Here is a 20,462-nt window from a genome sequence, read left to right as displayed (position 1 = left end):
GACCTAAGGGTTTTAGTATGCCATCACGTTCTCGTTTACCTAAAATGCCTCAGGGAGTGAAACTGCAAGCGCCAAAAGTTGAGGTTCCAAAGTTTAAAGTGCCGTTGCCATTGGTGCGTGAAGCAGCATGTACAAGACAGCAGCCGGTCCTGACAAAGCCTTTATTTCCAGTTGTTCAATCAAAACAACAGGTAGCGACGAAATTAGATACTCCGTCAGTAACAAAGAGATTTTTTGCAGCATGTGGCATTCGTCAGCCATTATTTGATACGCGTCCTCACATTCAGACTCGTAGTTTTTCAAGTTGGAAAAGTATATTTGCAGATATATTTGGCCTGTCTGGTAAGGTTAATCAAGCGCAGCAAAATGAACCAAAAGGGAAGAGTGCTAAAAGAAAAATCAAGATCGAAGATGCTACCCAGTCAGCAGAATGGCGTGCTAGCATACAAGAACAACTTAATGCTCAGGATATGTATGGACGAACGCCCTTAATGATTGCCGTTGAAAACAAAGATTACGGGCAGGTTCAATCGCTTCTTGCACAAGGTGCAAATGTTAATATTGCAGCAAACGATGGGGTTTCTCCATTAATGCTTGCAATTACAAGTGCAGAGTATGATCTAGTAAAACTTTTAATTGCGCATGGAGCCGACGTTAATGCGACAGATAAAAGAGGGCAAACTCCCGCAGATCATTTGATGGTTGCTTATACCATTTTTAAAATTGCTCGTGGTGGTTTTAGTCAGACTTATGAGAAAATTTATGCATTATTGCGTGATGCCGGAGCACGGGATAGTGATAAATTCTTTAACTGTAAAAAAAGGGAAAAAAGAACAGCAAGGGCCACAGGGTATGATCATAGCCTTGAAGTTTTGGGTTTTGAACACGGTGTAAAACCAACATCAGGAGACATCAAAAAAGCGTATTACAGGCTTGCTAAGCGGCACCATCCAGATGCCCCCGGCGGAAGTGAAGATATGTTTAAAAAGGTGCGTGCCGCCTATGAGCACCTCAAGGGTGGTTATCAGGAGCCTGTTTAAAAATGATGAGTGCTCAGTGAGGCATAGGTAGTTTACACAAAAGTAAATGGAGGTATCATGAAAAAATTATCTAAATATTCATATATTTTGATGTTTTTGGCATGTGTATTATATTTGCCAAAGGCTCAAACAATGAGTTTGAACAGAAGTTTTCATGCTCCAAAAAACTTGGTTTCACGTGGGCAGAGACCTCAGCATACGTTTTCTCAGCAGACTGTGGTGCGACCTAAGTTGCCGAAAACGACACCTGCGACACAGTTCGTAAAAAATTATTCAGTACCAACAAAAAAATTAAATGTTGTTGAAAATCAACCTGCGTTGCGTTTTGGTTTTCCAGCAAAGCATACTTTCTATGATTGGGGTATGAAAGTTCCAATGTTTGTCCAATCAAAGATGCATGCTTTACGGACAAATATCGGCAAAAGATTTTTTAGCACACACGGGCAGAATCCAATTAAATCTGTTGAAAGTGCTCAAAGGGCCCATCAGCCGTTTTCTGCAGCTCGATTTAAGGGGATTGATAGTTTGTTTAATCCTGAATACCGACAATTGTCATTGTCGCATGCAAGCTTGCTTGCCGAGACTGACCTTGCAAGAACATTGTACCGTTTTACCTCCAGAGAGCATAACGTTGAGTTATATCGTATTCTGCATTTTCTTTTTTACCTGAACAATGATGGGGTAAATTTTGCACAGGTACAGGCTAAAACAGAGGTTGCTAGTCATCTAACTCCACGCATGATTGGTCAATTAGTAGGTCTTGTGATAGAAAAAAATATTGATGCAAATGCTGTACTTGAGCGCATGGCGGTTGATATTGAGCAAGCAATGCAGGTAGAAGGTGGAGGAATGTTGTTGCGTTCCGAGATTGAAAAAAGGTTGCATGGTTTACATGGAATGAATCAGATTATTGCCTATGATGAGGGGCAATTTTATAAATTTTGCAAGCAAGCGAGTGAGCTTGTAGATGTCATAAAAAAAGACAATGTAGTGGTTAATGGTTATCAAAGTGCGATAGTGAAGCTGTTGGGCGGGGCAAAGCCAAAAGAAAATGACATTCATAGAGTACATTTAGTGAAAATGTTGCTTGGCAGAGAGTTGGTAAAAGAGGATAAAGATCGACCATGGACGTTATCCATTGTTACTGCAAACCGTGATCAATTGAGAAGTTGTGAAGATGCAATTAAGAAATACAATACCCTTAACGCAAGCAAGAAAAACATTTTGAAAAACCTCAAAGAATTCGTAGTACATTTAAGACAAGTTGACCAAGATAAGCGTTTTTCATGTTCACTCAGCCAAGCGCTTTTAGGTGTTTTTTTCTGGAGTAAAAAAACAACCGAAGATGACGTGCAAGAATGGATGAATGGAATACGGGATATGGCTCCGGCGGCTTTGAATAGTAGTTTTTGTAGCTGGAAATCAACTGAGCAGACAGAGGAGCAGATGCTTGCAGATCAGGAAAGGGTTCTTGATGCTATTAAGCAGGGGCAACTACATCAACTTAAGGCTGAAGATGTAGCTTCAACGTTGGCACACAGGCAGCTGTTGCCAAAGATATTGCCATACTGTAATCAAGTGAGTTTTAAAGGTAAAACGTTTTCGGATTGTGGTGAAACTGCACTGCGTAATTTTTTCAACATGCTATTTTTTGATAAAAAGACTCAGAGCTATTCAAAAATATGTGAGTTTGAAAAACAAGGGTTTGCTTTTTCGACAGAACTAAAAGAGTTTTATGTACGTTTCCCAACTGTTGCTTTAGGACAAACAAAAGAGGCTTATGAACAGTGGGCAGAGCTTGTTTCGGGTATTGATGGCGTTTTTTACGAGCATACAATGTACATCAATGGTAAGCCTCATGGCTATGAACTGACGGCAAATTTAAAACAGGAAGCTGTAGATAAGTCGCTGCATAGTCGTGTTTTGGATATATGCAAAGTTATTAGGCATCATGTTAAAGCTGAACAGAGAACAGTTGATACGGTTCAAGACAATATCATTGGCAAGCTTTGGAAGTGTGCTGGCCATGGGGACATTGAATATCAAGAGCGTGAAAAAATTATTGGAGAAAAAACTGTAAAGTATATTGAGTTAAGCCTGGCTCCATGTGTGTGGACCTTTGAACCCGAGCATTATCATTTTGATTTATTGTCGAGTAAGGATGGAAATCAAGAGCATATACATGGCTCGTTGTCTACCCAAAATAGCCTTCTTGGGGTGCTTGCCGCAGGGCACTTTGCACGGGGTAGACATTCTGTTGGGCACTACTCTCAAGCAATTAGCAAACTACCTGATTCGCAGAAGAATTTAGCGTGGTGTTTGGCAAATCCTGATATTGTTTTTTCCCTCTGCCATGACAACGTTTCGACGCAAAATTCATATTCATCGCAGACGAAAGAACCAATACGTGATTACACCAGGACCATGTCAAAATTATTTATGCATGATTCTCATGGTTCATGTAAAAAATTGTTTGATCGTTTTGTTGATCGTGAACATCACAATGGCCTTACATTGCTTCATCGAGCTGTGATGGATGGCGATAAAGAGTTAGTTACAATGCTAGCAGCATTGGGGGCAGATCTTAATATAAAGTGTGCCTATGGCTCAGCTCCGTTGCACCATGCAGCGTGGGATGGCAATCTTGAGATTGCAAAATGTCTCCTTGAGCAGGGGGCTGACGTCAACGTTAAGGACAAAAACGGGCTGACGTCGTTAGAATATGCTGCTGAAAGTGGGAAGACAGCAATGGTAGACTTGCTTTTAAGCAAGGGGGGATACAAGTCCTGGCGGTATTATAAGGCAAAATTACTTGCAAGGATCTAATAAAAGGGCGCTGCAACCCATTTGAGATTCTTGTTTTTTTAATTTATAATAGAAAAAATGGATGTGCAAGATTGAGAAAACCCAGGCTATGGTGCTTGTATGGTTTTCAATAAATGGAGGTTATCATGAACAAGTTGTTTAAAGCATCGTCTCTTTTAGTTGTTTTTGCGTTGGGCTTTACTGTCCCAGCAGCACAGGCAATGTTTACGCCGTTGGTAACGGCGGGTAGAGGGATTTTAGCAGGTACCAAGAGGACTGTCGGTCCTACTGTTCCTAAAAAAACTAGCGGGAACTGGGCCTGGTTAAATTTTTGGCCGAAAAAAGCTACCGGACAACCTTCATCAACACCCAAGGCTTTGGGTGTTTCGAAGTCAAACAAAGAGCTTATAGTATCCAAGCAGCAGCTTCGTAAAGAAAACGCTGTAAAGCTATGGCAGCGTTTGCAAAAATATGGAGAACAGGAAAGAGAGCTTTACGCTCAGTCACGAGAGGGACGTCGAGCATTGTCTGATCTCCACAAAAATAAAGCGTTAAGCGTCATCACAAAGCCGCATAGGTTTCAGAAGATTTCTACATATCGCAATTTTCAAGCAAAGGGTTCCTGGAATAATCAATTTTTTACACAGAAAGCAAAGAAATTTTGCTGGAGCCTCCTTGCTTCTGTTATGGGGCTTGGGTTTTTCAGCTGGATATTTTCTGAGCAGGATGAGAAGAAGGATGCTGAACCTAAAGAGCAAGAAAGAGCGTTAACACCAGAAGAAAGATCAAATTTTCAGGATGAGCGGGATAATGCACTATTTGATGCGGTTAACGTTGGGGATTGCCAAGAGGCTCAAAAATTGCTTGAAAGTGGGGCTAATCCTAATAGCCTCTACTGTGTAGGTTCATTTTGTAGACCACTTTTATGTGATGCAATCCTTCGAGATAACATTGATATGGTTATGCTACTGTTGCAACATGGTGCTGATCCTGATGCAAAAGACACAAGAGGTAAACCAATTATTTTTTATGTCCTTGAAAAAGGTAATCAAGCTACTCTAACTACTCTTATAAACCATGAAACAATTGATTTAGACCAGAATAATGGCGATGGTCTTACCCCACTGCTTTATGCAACGCAAAATAAGAAGAACGATCTAGTTAAGTTATTGCTAAAAACTGACAAGCTTGTAAATGTTGATGCTGCAGATCGATGGGGTTTTAATGTACTCTATTTTGCTACAGCAAAAGCTGAACAACCAGATTTTGAAGTAATTACTCTCTTGCTTGAGCGTGGAGCTCAAACATCAGGGTTTAGTGTGCGCGCTGATGACAATACTCAGCCTTACCAGACATCAATTCTTATAGAATGTGTGCGTAAATTTTTGATGGCAAAATTTGATGGAGCATTAACAGAAGAATCTAAGAAGAATAAGTTAAAAGTATTGAAGTTTTTTTTAGATAGAGCATCAAAACAAGAGCTTGAACGTGTTATTAATTTTGATGATATTTTTAAGCGGTGGATGCCGCAGGATAAACAAAAAGAATATTCGAAGAGTTTACGTGCACTGCATTGGGCTTTGTGGTCAGTTTTTGGAAACGAGGCAAGGGTGATAGGTTTGTGTACGAGCACTGTTGCAAGCACATTCATAGCACCTGAAGTTTCTGAGTATGCGCAGCGACGTTGGTCTGAGCTAGAGAAGGCCCTGTATACTGAGCCTGTATAGAAGCTTGAAAAATGGAGGGGATTATGGACATTCTACGCAGAGCATTTTTTCTAGCAATATTGAGTTGTCTTGCGCTAACGCTAGAGGCACACACTGTCACAGGTAAGAATAGTTACAACAATATTTCTGCCAAAAATAAGACATTATTTACACCTAAGGTTCAAGAACCGCTCAAGGGAATAAGAAAAATGTTGCCATTAGCGCAGTCATTTGGTGCTCCTGTGCAATCTTTAACTGCTGGCATATGTCGTAATAAACGAGTAAATTATGCCTCTGTAATTTTATCCCCAAAAAAAATTGCTTATCATGCGAGTTCTGTCACAAATACGCCAAAAAACGCTGCAGGAAACCATTTGTTATCGCAATCTTCATTGAGTTTAAAGTCCACGGTGCCAACTCGACAATCTCATGTAGCTGTAGAAAATAAAAAACAGAACGTTGATAAAAATAATGATGAGTTGTATGCAAAAAAATCTTATTTAACACATCTCTTTAGCCGAGCGGCTAGTTTTTTTGCTGCTCTGTTTTCAAAAAAGAATGCCGAGCAAAGGAAACCTGAGAGTAAAGATGTTGTTGCTGTTACAACGTTAAGTCAGGCCGGATCGTCAGAGGAGACAGAATCAGTACAAAGTGAGATTGTTAAAAATGTTGATAGTAACAAAAATCAAGCTACAAAAAAAATACGTGGGTGGACCCAGCTACATGATGCTGTTCAAAAGAAAAATATCGAGATGGTTAGGTTATTGCTGCAAGAAGGTCATGATATCGATGTTAATGCTCAAACTCATGCTGGGTGGACGCCACTGCATTATGTAGTAAGTCAGCATTATCTTGAAATGGCAGAGCTACTTGTTAGTAGTGGAGCAAATGTTAATGCTAAAACAGATGCTGGTTGGACTGTGCTGCACTATGCCGCATATGCGGGTGATTGCAGGATAGTGAAGTTTTTGCTTGAAAAAGGGGCTGATATTGACGATGTAGATGCATCTGGTAAGTCAGCCTTGTCCATAGCATTTGGAGCAGGAAAATCTGATGTCGTTGCATGCCTGCTTGATTGGGGTGCCAAAGATAAATCGGGAATTGCAAAAAAGAAGTTTGCGGTTAATCAGCATGTTAACGTTCAAAGGCCATCAGATTATTTTGGTGATAAATTTGGGCAAAAAACGCAGACTGGTTCGTTGTTACATTTGCTTAATAACGAGTGGAAAGACGTTATAGATAAAAAATTTACATTTATGGTGCCGCATGTTGAAAAAAGTCTCATAGGGCAAATTAGGGCCATGGCAGCTCTAGAGCGAGAGCATGCTTGTGCAGGGGCATCAGCTACAGACTCTCACATAGTTTTGTATCATCGCCAGCCAGGCTTGGTAAGCTTTATGCATGATATTTTCTTTGTCTTGGGTGGCAAGTCTGTTGTTCGTAAAGTTCCTTTACGCATAGCACAAGAAGGCCATTTTTTAAGGGCCAAAAATATTGATGAACTTGATAAGCAGTTGAAGCTGTCTGGTATTCACGATCATCACCACAGTAATATTTTGGTATCGACAAACCCAACCCTTTTTTCAAACGTTAACTGTGATGGAGAGTCATCATTTTTGCAGTTTATAGATGCAGATAAGCCGTTTATAGGATTTGCATATCAAGGTGACTTTGACAGATTATTAGATGGTGTCTGTAGGTATTTGCATGTACAACTTACAGAAGAAGAAAAACAGACAGCATGCGAGGTTTACAAGCAGTACTATCAAGATAAAAATTCTCTTTTGCAACTCTTCATACCCAAAGAGAAAGTTAAGGATTATTGTTATTTGTCTCGTCCATATGGGAGAACAGAGTTTTGTAACGATATATTAGGTAGACCTCCTACGTATAGTCATAGCGTTGATGACTTTTTTACGCTGTTGAAAAATGATCAGAAAAAACTTTATCCCTGGATTGGTAAAAATGAAGATGAAGAGCAGCGCATTGGCAAAGTTGCGATTGTACAGCTCAGATTATATCCGCATCCAGATTACTTTTTAAGTAATACCAATGACCTTAAGTGGCGTCGTTATGATTATCTGCTTGATGAACAGAAGCTTGAGCAACGAAAGGGAGCTCTGATATCATGGGCGCAAAACTTGTCTGCTAAGTGTCGGCTCACGTTAGCCACAGCGTCTGAAACATGGTAAACTAGCCCTTATTGTTTACGTAAATAGTTCAGTTATTTCTTATTTGTAAGGTACGTTCATGGCGCTGAGTGTTGGCCTTGTCGGATTGCCTAATGTTGGCAAATCCACGTTGTTTAATGCATTGACTAAGTCAAGCATCCCCGCAGAAAATTATCCATTTTGTACAATTGATCCGCATGTTGCCATTACCAGCGTGCCAGACAAGCGTCTTGATAGGCTTGCGAAAATTTTTAATTCTCAAAAACTGGTGCCAACGACAGTTCAGTTTGTCGACATTGCGGGCTTGGTAAAAGGAGCTGCGCAAGGAGAAGGGCTTGGGAACAAATTTTTAAGTAATATCATGGAAGTTGACCTGATCATGCACGTACTCAGATGTTTTGAAGATGGAGATGTGACGCATGTTGATGGTAAAGTCGATCCACTTTCAGATTTTGAAGTTATCTGCACTGAATTAATGCTTAAGGACCTTGAATCACTTGAAAAACGTGAGCAAAAGCTTGTCTCATTGCTTAAAAAGTTTAAGGGTGACCAGGCAAAAGCACTGTTGGCTGAGCAGGAATTATTGCCAAAACTTAAGCAGGCGCTTAATACTGGTGACATTGCACAGGTGCAAGAGCTTGTAAAGCAAGCGCAGGGCGAAAAAATTGAGCTAATTCCATTGCTGAGTGCTAAGCGTTTTTTGGTAATTGCTAATATGGCTGAAGACGATTATGCAGAGAATGCTTTTGAGAGTAATGAGCACTATAAGGCATTGGTAGCAAAATTTGGTAAAGACCGTGTTGTGCCTGTTTCAGCAAAGATTGAAGGTGAGTTGGCACAGATGGATGAGTCAGAAGCTGCAGAGATGATGGAGTCACTGGGCCTTACACACAAAGGGCTGGACGATATTATTGCGCGTGCGCATGACTATTTGGGTCTGATTGTGTTTTTTACCGTTGGGCCAAAAGAAGCTCACGCGTGGAGTATTAAACGTGGAACCAAAGTGCCGCAAGCTGCGGGTACAATTCATACAGACCTTGAACGTGGTTTTATCTGTGCGGACGTATATCACTGTGACGCCATGTTTGAGCTAGGCAGTGAAGGTGCGCTTAAGTCAGCAGGCAAGCTACGTATGGAAGGCAAAGAGTACATTGTTACTGACGGTGATGTCTTGCACGTTAAGTTTAATGTGTAAGAGCCAAAAGCGTTATATTAACTAAAACGTCGTTATCCTCGGACTTGATCCGAGGATCTTTTTTAGACACCAATTGAATGTTTCTTAATCTGTTTTTGTGAAAGCGTTACTTTTTGGGAGCGGTGTATACCGAGTTTATAAATAACGTGGTAGTAAAAATCGCGGTCTGAACCGCGTACCACAGCTTGTTCATGTGCTTCGGCAAGGCAGACAGGATAACCGTGGCCCTTGTCAGACTGATCCATAATGAGTTGTGCTATTAGTGTTACATGATCGCTATTTTGAGCAATCCAAAGAGGCAGTTCAATGCGAGCAATTTCTTTACCAACATTGAGGTAAAAAAAACACGGTAGCACGTGGCGTGGATATCGTTGAGCAATCCTGCTGCAACTGACAAAAACCGCGCTGCGCATGCCTGGCTTTAAAAAGCTACTAAGCATTTGGGCATCTGTTTTTTGATCGATATGCTTGCATAGAGCATTGATATTTTTAATTTCAAGATCATGTGACTGCTTGTTGCAATAGATCTCGTTAAGTTGTAGCACAAGTTCTTTATTGCGTGGCAGGCTAATGTAGCTTGCCATGAGTAAATCGTTTTGGTAGAACGACTGCAGATGTTTGATGTATGCGTTGAAGAAAATATTTTTTAGTATTTCGTGTTTGTTGTCCAGATGATTAAAGACAAAGCTTCCATCAACCAATGTGAGCAGAGAAGTGGTTTGGGCATGAGATTGCTTGATGGTATAAGCCTGTTCAAAGCCCACTTGTAGTTCAAGTTCTTCTCGTTTTAGATCAATAATATCTGCACTAAAAAGGCCGAGATTTTCTTGGGGGAGTATGTGTTCGGGCAACATGACCGTTGGGTGAGAAAAAAAATGAGCACTGCTTTTTGTATCGTAACGTAGATAACAGCCACCGATGTTGATTAAAAAACAGTCTGCCGAGCTAAAGTGTCGATCGGGATAAATTTGTGACCCATCAACGGCAAGTATTGTATAGTGAGGTTTTGTGGTGTCTTCTACACTGACTAGGTCTCCGATGTTTTCTTGCCAGGGGAGAAAAAGCTTAGTTTGTTGGGCACACGAGCTTTGTTGTGAGAAGGAGCTACTTTCTAGCAATGTCTTCCAGTGCTCATGAGTAATGTGTTCTCTGTCGCCATGGACATTGGTGAAAAGTTTGTGCGAAAGTTGATCGATTTCTTGTACAAGTTTGTTGCGGTTTAACACGAAGTGTTCTTTCTAAACAGAGCAAACTGCAAACAAAAAATGAGACAAACAGCAATGCCGCGAAGACCGCAGAGCATCGATTGGACCGGTAGCTCTAAAAAGAGTGCGGTGCTGAGCTCAATGCATGCAGCAATACCCGTGATCAAAACAAAGCCGAGACTAAACCCAGATACACTTCTCGTTCGAAATATTTTGACTACCTGCGGTATTTGATTGACTGAGGCGACGATTACATTTACCCAGCCAATGATCATGCCCCATTGATAAGGGCTTTGGTACATTGCGGGTAAAAATAATATGGGACATAGAAAGCTAAGGCCATAAAGGCGGCGCTTGCTGCTTTCAATAGCTGCCCAGTCAAAATAAAGGCGTTGTGCAATCATGGTAGTAATTGCCAGTAAACCCAACGGGACAAATACTTTGTAGGCGGTGGGTAGCCCGCAACCAAACACAAAGTAAAGTGTTGTCCAGTAGCCGTTAAACAAGCCAAGTAGAAAAAAATCACATAGCCCAGCGGCACTGCGTAATTTTAAGTTGGTTGTTATTTGTGGGAAAAAACATGCCACATAAAATGCCCAACAAATCCAAATGCAGTAGTTAGTTATAAATTGCTTTAAAAAAGGTATCCATACATGTGAAAATGTATAACCAATGTTGTACAAAGCAGTAAGTATCACAGAGTAATTTCCCGCTCAATCAAGTATTACTTTGCACAGCAGTGCTTAAATTTCTTACCGGAGTTGCATGGACAGGCCTCATTTCGTCCAACTTTAGGTTGAGAACGTTTAACAGGTTGAGCTTTGCTTGACTGGTCGCCACCGAGCTTAAGATCTGCGAGTTCTTTTTCTTTTTCACGTTCAATTTCATCAAGAGCTGATGCACTGTATTCGTCGGGTTTGAGTCTGAAAATACGTTGTACGATGTCCCATTTAATTTGGCTCATCATTTTTTCAAATTCATAGAACGCTTCTTTTTTGTACTCAACCAGAGGGTTTTTAGAACCGTAACCGCGCAGGCCTATGCCTTCTTTGAGGTGGTCAATGTTAAGCAGATGCAGGCGCCATGCATGATCAACTGTTTCAAGCAGGGTCCATTTTTGTGCTTCAAGGCCTATTTCTTCGGGCATCAAGTTTGTGTATTGTTCGTACTGATAAATTAAAAATTCAGCAACGTTCTTTTCCAATTCACTCGTGTGTTTGGCAAAAAAGTCTGCTTCTTCAAATATTTTGCGATCGAGGCCTGTAAGTTTTTCAAGCGATTCGAGAGCTTGGTCTAGATTTTTTTGATTGTAATCTTGGTTTGGACAATAGATGGCAAAGATCTCATGGATAACGTCGAAAATGATTTCTTTGACCAATGCCTTAATCTGATCGGCGCCTTCAAGAATTTCGTGACGATATTTGTAGACAACCATACGTTGTTGATTAAGTACGTCGTCATATTCAAGCAAATGTTTACGTGCATCAAAATTGTTTTTTTCAACACGCTCCTGAGCTTTTTCGATGCTGCGTGAAACCATGCTGTGCTCAATACGTTCACCTTTTTCCATGCCGATGCGCTGCATCGTACGCTTGAGTTTTTCACCACCAAAAATACGCATTAAGTCGTCATCAAGAGACAGGTAAAATTTTGACGACCCTGGATCGCCCTGACGGCCGGCTCGACCACGAAGCTGATTATCAATTCGTCTGCTTTCGTGACGTTCGGTACCAATTATGCGTAGACCGCCGGCTTCTTTTACGCCTGCACCGAGTTTGATGTCAGTACCACGACCTGCCATGTTTGTTGCGATAGTGACGTGGCCAGGTTCACCGGCTTCTTTTACAATTTCAGCTTCGCGCTCATGTTGTTTTGCGTTTAGAACATTGTGCGCTATGCCTTTTTGTTTAAGAAGATTGCTCAAATACTCAGATGTTTCGATAGCAATGGTACCAACAAGAACGGGCTGACCTTTTTCGTTGCTTTCTTTAATGTCTTGAATGATAGCCTCATTTTTGTCGTCTTTGGTTAAAAAGACTGCGTCTGCTTGATCGTCACGAAGCATTGGCCTATTTGTTGGAATAACCAATACACCAAGCTTATAAATTTTCCAAAATTCACCGGCCTCAGTTTCAGCGGTACCTGTCATACCTGCAAGTTTTTTATAGAGCCTAAAGTAGTTTTGTAAGGTAATTGTTGCCAGTGTTTGATTTTCGCGTTCTACCTTAACACCTTCTTTTGCTTCGATTGCTTGGTGCAAGCCATCACTATAACGACGTCCTGGTAGAATACGACCAGTAAACTCATCAACGATCAGTACTTCGCCATCTTGAACAACATAGTCGATATCACGTTTAAAGATTTTATGTGCTCTTAGAGCTTGTTGAACGTGATGCAAGATCATGATGTTTTCGGGGGCGTAAAGATTGTCTAGCTTGAGTACGTTTTCAACTTTGTCATTACCCGACTCAGTTAAGTGAATCGATCGTGTTTTCTCATCAACTTCGTAGTCTTCCTTGGTCAGAGGCAAGATTGCTTTGTTTGCTGAGGCGTAGAGGTTGCTACCCTTTTCTGAAGGCCCCGAAATGATGAGCGGTGTTCGTGCTTCATCGATCAAGATTGAGTCAACTTCGTCAACGATGGCATAGTGAAGTGGCCGTTGAGCGAGATCATCTAAGTTAAACTTCATGTTGTCGCGCAAATAGTCAAAACCAAACTCATTGTTTGTTCCGTACGTGATATCTGCGTTGTAAACTTTTTTGCGTTGCTCGTCACCCATGTGGTTTTGAATAATACCAACGGTCATACCAAGATAGTTGTATATTGGGCTCATCCATTCAGCGTCACGCTTAGCAAGGTAATCGTTAACGGTTACCAAGTGGGCACCCTTGCCTTCAAGGGCGTTGAGGTACAATGGTAGGGTTGCAACAAGTGTTTTACCTTCACCTGTTTTCATTTCAGCAATTTTACCTTGATGTAGCGCCATGCCACCAATGAGCTGGACGTCGAAATGTCGCATTTCCATGGTACGCTTACCCGCCTCACGTACAAGTGCAAAAGCTTCTGGGAGAATGCTATCTAGTGATTCTCCTTGCGATATGCGTTCCCTAAACTCATTTGTTTTATTAACACAATCTTCTGCCGAGAGTGCTTGATAAGAGTTTTCTAATGTACCAATTTTTTCAACTATGGGCTGAAGACGTTTAAGCTCTCGTTCGTTTTGTGTCCCAAAAAGTTTCGCAAGTACTTTTGCAATCATGTTTCATTCCTACATTGCTTTGATACATGTCCTGATAGGGAGCATGTGTTACCGTCATTCTCTGTCAGTTACAGGTGATCGACATTGCAATTTTATACGATCTTAATTACCATTAAGTTTACAATCTATCATAAATCCTCAATAGGGTAAAAGTTTTTGGTCGAAAGTGCGATCTCTTTTTTTGTTCGTTTACGAATGTAAAAATATATTTTAAAATAATTATCCCATAGTAATAACTACGTTATTGCATTGAGCGGTGAAATTGCTTTAAGCTCATGGCTCGATGTGAGAACATAATATCAATTGGTGGTGAGGACGTAATGCAATCAACTGATGCGTTGGATTTGAATCTGGCAAAATTTCAAAAAAATGATTCGTTTAATATGGGCAAGGTTTGCCGGATCAAAGGAACGGTTATAGATGTGCAATTTGCAGAGGATAAAGTACCTGACATTCTAACGCGATTGTTGGTTGTGCATCCAGTTAAAGATGATTCTGACAGTCCGGAGAGTAAGCGCTACATAAGTGTAGAAGCTGCTCAGCATCTGGGTGATGGTATTGTCCGCTGTATCGCGCTAGAAGCTATCGATGGTATGGCTCGTGGATTGGACGTTATTGATACGGGCAGTCCTATTACGGTGCCAGTAGGTAAAGAAGTGTTAGGGCATGTGTTTGATGCGCTTGGCCGGGTTATTGATAACTCAACTGATTTGGCTGACTGCCAAATGTGGGAAATTTTTAGGCCACCGCCTGCCTTGATTGAGCAGAAGACTGCTGACGAGTTACTAGAAACAGGTATTAAGGTGCTTGATCTTCTTTGTCCTTATGTAAAAGGATCAAAAATTGGATTGTTTGGTGGCGCCGGTGTTGGTAAGACAATCATTGTGCAAGAGCTTATTCGTAACGTAGCCATGGAGCATGGTGGCTATTCTGTCTTCGTGGGGATTGGCGAAAGAACGCGTGAAGGCAATGAGCTGTGGTTAGAAATGAAGTCTTCAGGCGTTCTTGAAAAAACTGCGCTCATATTTGGACAGATGGGGGAGATGCCTGGAGCGCGGCTTCGCGCGGGAATGACAGGCTTGAGTATGGCAGAATATTTTAGGGATAAAGAGGGTAAAGACACACTCTTATTTATTGATAATATATTTCGTTACGTTCAGGCTGGTTCTGAGGTTTCGGCATTGCTTGGTCGCATGCCGTCGGCCGTTGGCTACCAGCCAACGCTTGCTTCTGAAATTGGTATGTTGCAAGAGCGTATTACCAGTACGTATACCGGATCCATTACTTCTATACAGGCAGTGTATGTGCCTGCTGATGATTATACCGATCCTGCACCAGCAACGACCTTTCAACATCTAGATGCAAGTACCGTTCTTTCTCGTAAGATAGCCCAAGCTGGTTTGTATCCGGCTGTAGATCCACTGGAATCTGCGTCAAATGGTCTTAAGAAGCATATAGTGGGCCATAAACATTACGACGTTGCACTGACTGTGCAAAAGATTTTACAGAAATACAAAGAGCTGCAAGATATCATTGCTATTTTGGGTATGGACGAGCTTTCCGATGCTGACAAGGCTATTGTCAATAGAGCGAAGCGTATCCAAAATTTCCTGACACAGCCCTTCTTTGTTGCAGAGCAGCATACCGGAATGTCTGGTCGGTTTGTGCCTCGTGAGCAGTTGGTTAACGATTTTGAAAAGATTATTTCTGGTCAGTGTGACAATGTTCCTCTTCAGGCCTTTTACATGATTGGCACGCTTGATGAAGCACTGAAGAAAACAAAGCTTAATCTTTAGGTGTGGAGTATGAACGAAGTTATCGAGTTGGAGCTGATTTCGCTAACAAAGCATCAGAAGGTTTTAATTAAATGGATATCGGTTGAAGGGGCAACTGGGAGTTTCATTATAGGTCCGGGGCACTCGAGGTTAATTTCAGTTATGAAAAAATGGGGAGAATTGATCTACAAGACCGCCACAGATGAAGAGGTCAAGATAAGAGCTGATGGCGGTATTGTAAAAGTTGACGAGAATAAAGTGAAAATACTTTTAGATTAATGTAATTGACTCGTATTGGGGTTGTGGTACACTTGTTCTTTCTTTAAATTTACTTTTAATAAAAATTACATTTTGTCTGGTGTTTTTGGTCATGTTTCTCTTGATTAGTGTTGAGCAAAGTGTGTTGTATCAAAAAGGCCAGTTTTTTCTTTTCGAGGTTAAATGAATGAGTAATAGGGTGGTACGGTTTTTATGGGGAGATCTTGAGCCCGAAGAATTAAAAAAGTATTGTCTTCTTTCTCTTGGGTTCTTCTTTATTATTGGGTCGTGGTGGCCACTTAAAACGCTCAAGGATAGCATTTTCATTAATACGGTTGGTGCTAAGTCTTTGCCGTATGCGAAGTTTGCTTCGTTGACTTTGTTTTTTCCTCTCGTATTACTATATTCCAAGCTTGTAGATAATCTATCAAAAGAGCGAATAATCTATGGGTTCATTGGGTTCTATGGTGTCTTGGGACTTGTTTTTGTTTATCTGCTCAACCATCCGGTTATTGGGATACAGAACCATTTTGTAAGTCCAACCCGGTTCATTGGATGGGGTTTTTATCTTTTTGCAGAGAGTTATATAACATTTATTTTGTCTTTGTATTGGTCTTTCATTAACGACGTTACGGTGCCTGAGTCGGCAAAAAAAGGGTATGGGCTTATTGTTTTTGGGACGCAGCTGGGAGGTTTCTTATTTACTTTGCTTGGTCACTACCTATCTCGAGATGTCGCTTTATATACGCAAAGAGCTCCAGTGATTGCGCTTATATCAGTACTGATGTTTTTTATGGTTGCCTTTGTGGTTATGTTTCTAAAAACAACAACGCATGGTCAGCTAAAGGGATACGAGGATGTTTATAGGCAGGAAAAGAAAGAAGAAAAGGCGAGTGTTGGCTTTTTTGATGGGCTGCTTATTTTGATTAGAAATCCTTACGTAGCGGGTATTTTTAGCATAATATTTTTTCAAGAACTTATTACGACTATGATGGGATTTCAGCTATCATTGTTGGTTGAAGCTACCTACCTTGATCCGGGACAACGTAATAAATTTCTATTTGATTTTGCTTTGGCGGTTCAGAGTATTGCTTGTTCCTTTGGGCTCTTGGGGACGTCGTTTTTCCAACGGAAGCTTGGCATACGTTTTTGTTTAATTGCATATCCTGCTGGCCTTGGGCTTCTTATTATCCCTTACTTGTACTATCAATCGCTAGAATCAATTTTTTATGTTATGCTACTTACTAAGGCATTCAACTATGCATTCAACCAACCAACAAAAGAAGTGCTTTACATTCCGACCTCAAAAAGTGTTAAATATAAATCTAAGGCATGGATTGATATGTTTGGGTTGCGTTTTTCTAAGGCGGCTGGCTCTGTTGTTAATAGCAGCATAGGTCCAGCGTTATTGTTGACGGGTGGGGTTGCTTTAGCTCTTGTTGGTATTTGGGTTTTTTTAGCAGGGTTGCTTGGCAATATGTTTAAAAAGACCGTTGAGAGTAACGAACTTATTCAATAGCAGGTCTGTCTACAAGAGTGATAGTGAGAATATCGATTATATTTTGATTGCGTAAATTATATTATATGCCAGTGTTGGCATAGTTAAGTTTTTCTTTTTTTAACATACGAGGAGTTTTTATGTTACACAGTATTGTAGGATTTTTTTGGCCGGATCTTAAACGCGAAGAAGTGACGAAATTTAGTCTTCTTTCTTTGACATTTTTTATGATTATTGGTGTTTACTGGATGATGCGTTTGCTCAAGGATGCTGTGTTTTTCAAAATAGCGTTTCCTGAAACACTTGGCTGGGCTCCTGGGCAAGGTGGCCTCTTTCAGCCACTTGCAAAAACATGGTCCGTTTTTGTTGTCATAGCAATGGTGTTGATTTACTCAAAGTTGGTTGATATTTTTAAGAAACATCAACTCTTCTATGTTATTTGCTCTTTTTATGCGGCAATTTTTGGGGCGCTGACAACGCTGCTTGCAGTTCGTCACTATGCTGGTGAGGCTGCTTTGGGAAAATGGTTGCTTGCATTAGTTGGTTGGGTATCTTATTTCAGCATAGAGAGCTTTGGTTCATTGATTATTCCACTGTTTTGGTCCTTTACCATTAGCGTAACTGATACTGATTCTGCTAAAACTGGGTTTCCTCTTATTATTGCGGGAGCGCAAATTGGTTCCATAGGGCTGTCTGCACTAACGATGTTTACAGAACAGATTGGTGGTATTTGGCGTCTTTTTGCTCTAGCGACAATTTTAGTCTTCGTTGTTATGTACTTGATTTGGACCTTCATGCGTGTTATTCCTGCTGAGTTGCGCATGGGTAACAAAGTTGCTGCAGCAACAGAAAAGAAAAAAGAAGGATTTATTGAAGGCTTTGTTGGTGGTATTCGCTTGTTGCTTACACGTCCATACTTGTTTGGTATCTTGATCGTTTCAACATTTTACGAAGTTGTAGCGACTGTTGTTGATTATCAGATGAAACGACAAGCAGCTGCTTACCCTGCGTATGCATCTGAAGCTGGCTTTGCAAAGTTTTTGGGTATTTTTGGTGTATGCACTAATGGGCTTGCATTCTTCATGGCGTTGCTTGGCACAAGTTATTTGATGAAGCGTTATGGCCTTCGTTTCTGCTTGCTTGTTTACCCAGTATGTTTTGGTATTGCGCTTGCGTTTTTATACGGTTTTTATTCACAACAACCTGCGGCGGCGCAAATGTTGTGGGCAACCTTTGGCGTGATGATTGTTGTTAAAGGTCTTAGCTATGCGGTGAATAACCCAACCAAAGAAATGATGTATATCCCAACAAGTAAAAACGCTAAGTTTAAAGCAAAAGGCTGGGTTGACATGTTTGGTGGACGCAGCGCAAAAATGGGTGGTGCTCAAATTACCAATGCGCTCAAGCATGATATGGCTACATTGATGACTTATGGAACAGTACTTGGTATGGGCCTGATTGGTTTGTGGATCGCAGCGGCCATCTACGTTGGCCAGCGCAATTACAAACTCGTTAAAGAAGGCAAGATTGTTGAATAACGGTTCTAGATTTATATTTTTTATGAAGGGGTAAGACTACGATTTAGTATAGAAAATTACGTTACTCAAAGAAAAAAATTAAGAAATTATTATTATATTTATTTTTAGTTAGGTTCATTAAATGAAGAAATTATACGTAGGAAACTTACCCCGCACAGTTACTGAAGATGCTCTTAAACCTCTTTTTGAGCAACACGGTGATGTTGAGTCCGTAAAAGTTATTATGGACAAATTTACTGGCCAAGCAAAAGGCTTTGCATTCATCGAAATGGGTGATGCTGACCAAGCTCAAGCTGCTATTGATGGTTTGAATGACTATGAACTTGAAGGTCGTCGTATGCGCGTTAGCCAAGCTCGTCCTCAAGAACCTCGTCGTGACCGTTTTGGTAGCAGAGGTGGCCAAGGTGGTCCAAGCCGTGGTGGCTTTGGCGGTAATGGCGGCGGAGGCCGTGGTGGTTTCGGCGGCGGAGACCGTTGGGGACGTTAGTCCACTAACCATTCATTTGGATAGTTATCGAAAACGTAACTGGCGCTTATCCTCTGTGGTAAGCGCCAGCTTTTTTATGTGTAAATGGGTTTTATTTTTAAAGAAGGAGTAGTTAGGCAATGTTATACAAAATAGTGCATATTTTTTGGCCTGATTTGAAGCCAACAGAAGTAAAAAAATTTAGTCTGCTCTCTCTTACTTTTCTTACAATTATTGGCGTTTATTGGATGATGCGTTTGCTCAAAAATGCTGTTTTTTTCAAGATAGCATTTCCAGAAAGTCTTGGTTGGGCATCTGGGCAGGGTGGCCTTTTCCAGCCGATTGCAAAAACATGGTCTGTTTTTGTTGTTATAGCAATGGTTTTGATTTATTCAAAGCTTGTTGACGTTTTTAAAAAACATCAGTTATTTTACGTTATATGTTCATTTTATGGGGCTATATTCGCGGCGATTACCGTACTGCTTGCTCTCCGTCACTACGCTGGCGAGGCTGTCTTAGGCAGATGGCCGCTTGCATTGGTTGGTTGGCTTTCATACTTCAGTATTGAAAGTTTTGGTTCCTTGATTATCCCACTGTTTTGGTCTTTTACCATTAGTGTTACCGATACTGACTCTGCAAAAGCTGGATTTCCACTCATCATTGCGGGCGCTCAAATTGGGAGTATTGGGTTGTCGGCGCTGACAATGTTTACAGAAGAGTTAGGCGGTATATGGCGCTTATTTTTGTTAGCAACGATACTTGTCTTTATGGTTATATACCTTATTTGGACTTTTATGCGTGTTATTCCTGCAAATCTTCGTGTAGGAAATAAAGCTGCTGCAGAAACTGAAAAAGAAAAAGAAGGATTCATTGAAGGATTTGTTGGGGGACTTCGCTTACTTGTAACGCGGCCATATTTGTTTGGTGTACTAATAGTTTCAACATTTTATGAGGTTATCTCAACAATTCTAGAGTATCAAATGGATCGACAAGCCGCCGATTATTATGCAACGGAAACTGGGTTTGCAAAATTCTTAGGAATTTTTGGGGTATGTACTAATGGACTTGCTTTTTTGATGGCGTTGCTTGGCACAAGTTACCTGATGAAGCGTTATGGCCTGCGTTTTTGCCTACTTGTTTACCCAGTGTGTTTTGCTGGAGTACTTGCATTTTTATATACATTCTACTTGCAGGCACCATCAGCCGGACAAATGCTATGGGCCACATTTGGTGTCATGATTGTTGTTAAAGGGCTGAGTTATGCAGTCAATAACCCAACCAAAGAAATGATGTACATTCCAACGAGCAAAAATGCAAAATTTAAAGCAAAAGGTTGGGTTGATATGTTTGGTGGACGCAGCGCAAAGGCAACGGGGGCTCAAATTACCAATACACTGAAACATGACATGGGTATGCTTTTTACCTATGGCACCGTTTTGGGAATGGGGTTGATTGGTTTATGGATTATTGCGGCTATTTATGTTGGGCAACGTAACTACAAGCTTGTCAAAGAAGGCAAAATTGTTGAGTAAAGATTTGATCTTTT

Annotated in this window: 14 protein-coding genes; 11 read left to right on the top strand and 3 right to left on the bottom strand. The window is 40.9% G+C overall.

What is annotated here, in order from left to right; translation table 11 throughout:
• Positions 1–17: 17 nt before the first annotated feature.
• The 5 genes from H6679_05780 to ychF all read left to right on the top strand — a co-directional run bounded on the left by H6679_05780 (position 18) and on the right by ychF (position 8,917).
• Positions 18–1,040, top strand: coding sequence for an ankyrin repeat domain-containing protein (locus H6679_05780; protein MCB9493755.1), 1,023 nt, complete (start codon positions 18–20; stop codon positions 1,038–1,040).
• Positions 1,041–1,097: 57 nt separating this feature from the next.
• Positions 1,098–3,866, top strand: coding sequence for an ankyrin repeat domain-containing protein (locus H6679_05775; GenBank protein ID MCB9493754.1), 2,769 nt, complete (start codon positions 1,098–1,100; stop codon positions 3,864–3,866).
• Between the two features lie 125 nt (positions 3,867–3,991).
• The gene (locus tag H6679_05770) at positions 3,992–5,572 is read left to right on the top strand and encodes an ankyrin repeat domain-containing protein (GenBank protein ID MCB9493753.1); all 1,581 of its coding nucleotides are present in this window, start codon (positions 3,992–3,994) and stop codon (positions 5,570–5,572) included.
• A 23-nt stretch (positions 5,573–5,595) separates the two neighbouring features.
• On the top strand, positions 5,596–7,743 hold the full coding sequence (locus H6679_05765; GenBank protein ID MCB9493752.1) for an ankyrin repeat domain-containing protein: 2,148 nt from the start codon (positions 5,596–5,598) through the stop codon (positions 7,741–7,743).
• Positions 7,744–7,801: 58 nt separating this feature from the next.
• A complete protein-coding gene (gene ychF, locus H6679_05760) occupies positions 7,802–8,917 on the top strand; it encodes a redox-regulated ATPase YchF (protein MCB9493751.1) in 1,116 nt (371 codons plus the stop codon).
• A gap of 62 nt (positions 8,918–8,979) precedes the next feature.
• Here the strand turns inward: ychF and H6679_05755 are convergent, their stop codons facing one another.
• The 3 genes from H6679_05755 to secA are packed head-to-tail and all read right to left on the bottom strand — an operon-like array spanning position 8,980 to position 13,378.
• Positions 8,980–10,143: a DNA double-strand break repair nuclease NurA gene (locus H6679_05755; GenBank protein MCB9493750.1), complete on the bottom strand. Its 1,164-nt coding sequence runs from the start codon at positions 10,141–10,143 to the stop codon at positions 8,980–8,982.
• Positions 10,137–10,820, bottom strand: coding sequence for a PQ-loop repeat-containing protein (locus H6679_05750; protein MCB9493749.1), 684 nt, complete (start codon positions 10,818–10,820; stop codon positions 10,137–10,139). Before H6679_05750 ends, H6679_05755 begins: the two co-directional genes overlap by 7 nt.
• A 26-nt stretch (positions 10,821–10,846) precedes the next feature.
• On the bottom strand, positions 10,847–13,378 hold the full coding sequence (gene secA / locus H6679_05745) for a preprotein translocase subunit SecA (GenBank protein MCB9493748.1): 2,532 nt from the start codon (positions 13,376–13,378) through the stop codon (positions 10,847–10,849).
• Between the two features lie 323 nt (positions 13,379–13,701).
• Here secA and atpD point away from each other — a divergent pair, with 323 nt between their 5' ends.
• The 6 genes from atpD to H6679_05715 all read left to right on the top strand — a co-directional run bounded on the left by atpD (position 13,702) and on the right by H6679_05715 (position 20,448).
• On the top strand, positions 13,702–15,177 hold the full coding sequence (gene atpD, locus H6679_05740) for a F0F1 ATP synthase subunit beta (GenBank protein MCB9493747.1): 1,476 nt from the start codon (positions 13,702–13,704) through the stop codon (positions 15,175–15,177).
• 9 nt (positions 15,178–15,186) lie between these two features.
• A complete protein-coding gene (locus H6679_05735; protein MCB9493746.1) occupies positions 15,187–15,435 on the top strand; it encodes a hypothetical protein in 249 nt (82 codons plus the stop codon).
• Positions 15,436–15,601: 166 nt separating this feature from the next.
• The gene (locus tag H6679_05730) at positions 15,602–16,933 is read left to right on the top strand and encodes a hypothetical protein (protein ID MCB9493745.1); all 1,332 of its coding nucleotides are present in this window, start codon (positions 15,602–15,604) and stop codon (positions 16,931–16,933) included.
• Between the two features lie 119 nt (positions 16,934–17,052).
• Complete coding sequence (locus H6679_05725) at positions 17,053–18,450, top strand: hypothetical protein (protein MCB9493744.1); 1,398 nt, start codon at positions 17,053–17,055, stop codon at positions 18,448–18,450.
• 121 nt (positions 18,451–18,571) lie between these two features.
• Positions 18,572–18,937, top strand: coding sequence for an RNA-binding protein (locus H6679_05720; protein ID MCB9493743.1), 366 nt, complete (start codon positions 18,572–18,574; stop codon positions 18,935–18,937).
• Between the two features lie 119 nt (positions 18,938–19,056).
• On the top strand, positions 19,057–20,448 hold the full coding sequence (locus tag H6679_05715) for a hypothetical protein (GenBank protein MCB9493742.1): 1,392 nt from the start codon (positions 19,057–19,059) through the stop codon (positions 20,446–20,448).
• The last annotated feature ends 14 nt before the right edge of the window (positions 20,449–20,462 follow it).

The sequence above is a fragment of the Campylobacterota bacterium genome (assembly GCA_020633995.1).
Lineage (GTDB): Bacteria > Babelota > Babeliae > Babelales > RVW-14 > JACKCO01.
Note: the sequence above shows the minus strand (reverse complement) of the source record. Positions and strands in the feature narration are given on the sequence as shown.

Excerpts from the sequence above, each read along its gene's own strand:
- H6679_05775 (MCB9493754.1), top strand. The coding sequence starts at position 1,098 with ATGAAAAAATTATCTAAATATTCATATATTTTGATGTTTTTGGCATGT.
- H6679_05715 (MCB9493742.1), top strand. The coding sequence starts at position 19,057 with ATGTTATACAAAATAGTGCATATTTTTTGGCCTGATTTGAAGCCAACA.
- H6679_05730 (MCB9493745.1), top strand. The coding sequence starts at position 15,602 with ATGAGTAATAGGGTGGTACGGTTTTTATGGGGAGATCTTGAGCCCGAA.
- H6679_05780 (MCB9493755.1), top strand. The coding sequence starts at position 18 with ATGCCATCACGTTCTCGTTTACCTAAAATGCCTCAGGGAGTGAAACTG.
- ychF (MCB9493751.1), top strand. The coding sequence starts at position 7,802 with ATGGCGCTGAGTGTTGGCCTTGTCGGATTGCCTAATGTTGGCAAATCC.
- H6679_05720 (MCB9493743.1), top strand. The coding sequence starts at position 18,572 with ATGAAGAAATTATACGTAGGAAACTTACCCCGCACAGTTACTGAAGAT.
- H6679_05725 (MCB9493744.1), top strand. The coding sequence starts at position 17,053 with ATGTTACACAGTATTGTAGGATTTTTTTGGCCGGATCTTAAACGCGAA.
- H6679_05735 (MCB9493746.1), top strand. The coding sequence starts at position 15,187 with ATGAACGAAGTTATCGAGTTGGAGCTGATTTCGCTAACAAAGCATCAG.
- atpD (MCB9493747.1), top strand. The coding sequence starts at position 13,702 with ATGCAATCAACTGATGCGTTGGATTTGAATCTGGCAAAATTTCAAAAA.
- H6679_05765 (MCB9493752.1), top strand. The coding sequence starts at position 5,596 with ATGGACATTCTACGCAGAGCATTTTTTCTAGCAATATTGAGTTGTCTT.
- H6679_05770 (MCB9493753.1), top strand. The coding sequence starts at position 3,992 with ATGAACAAGTTGTTTAAAGCATCGTCTCTTTTAGTTGTTTTTGCGTTG.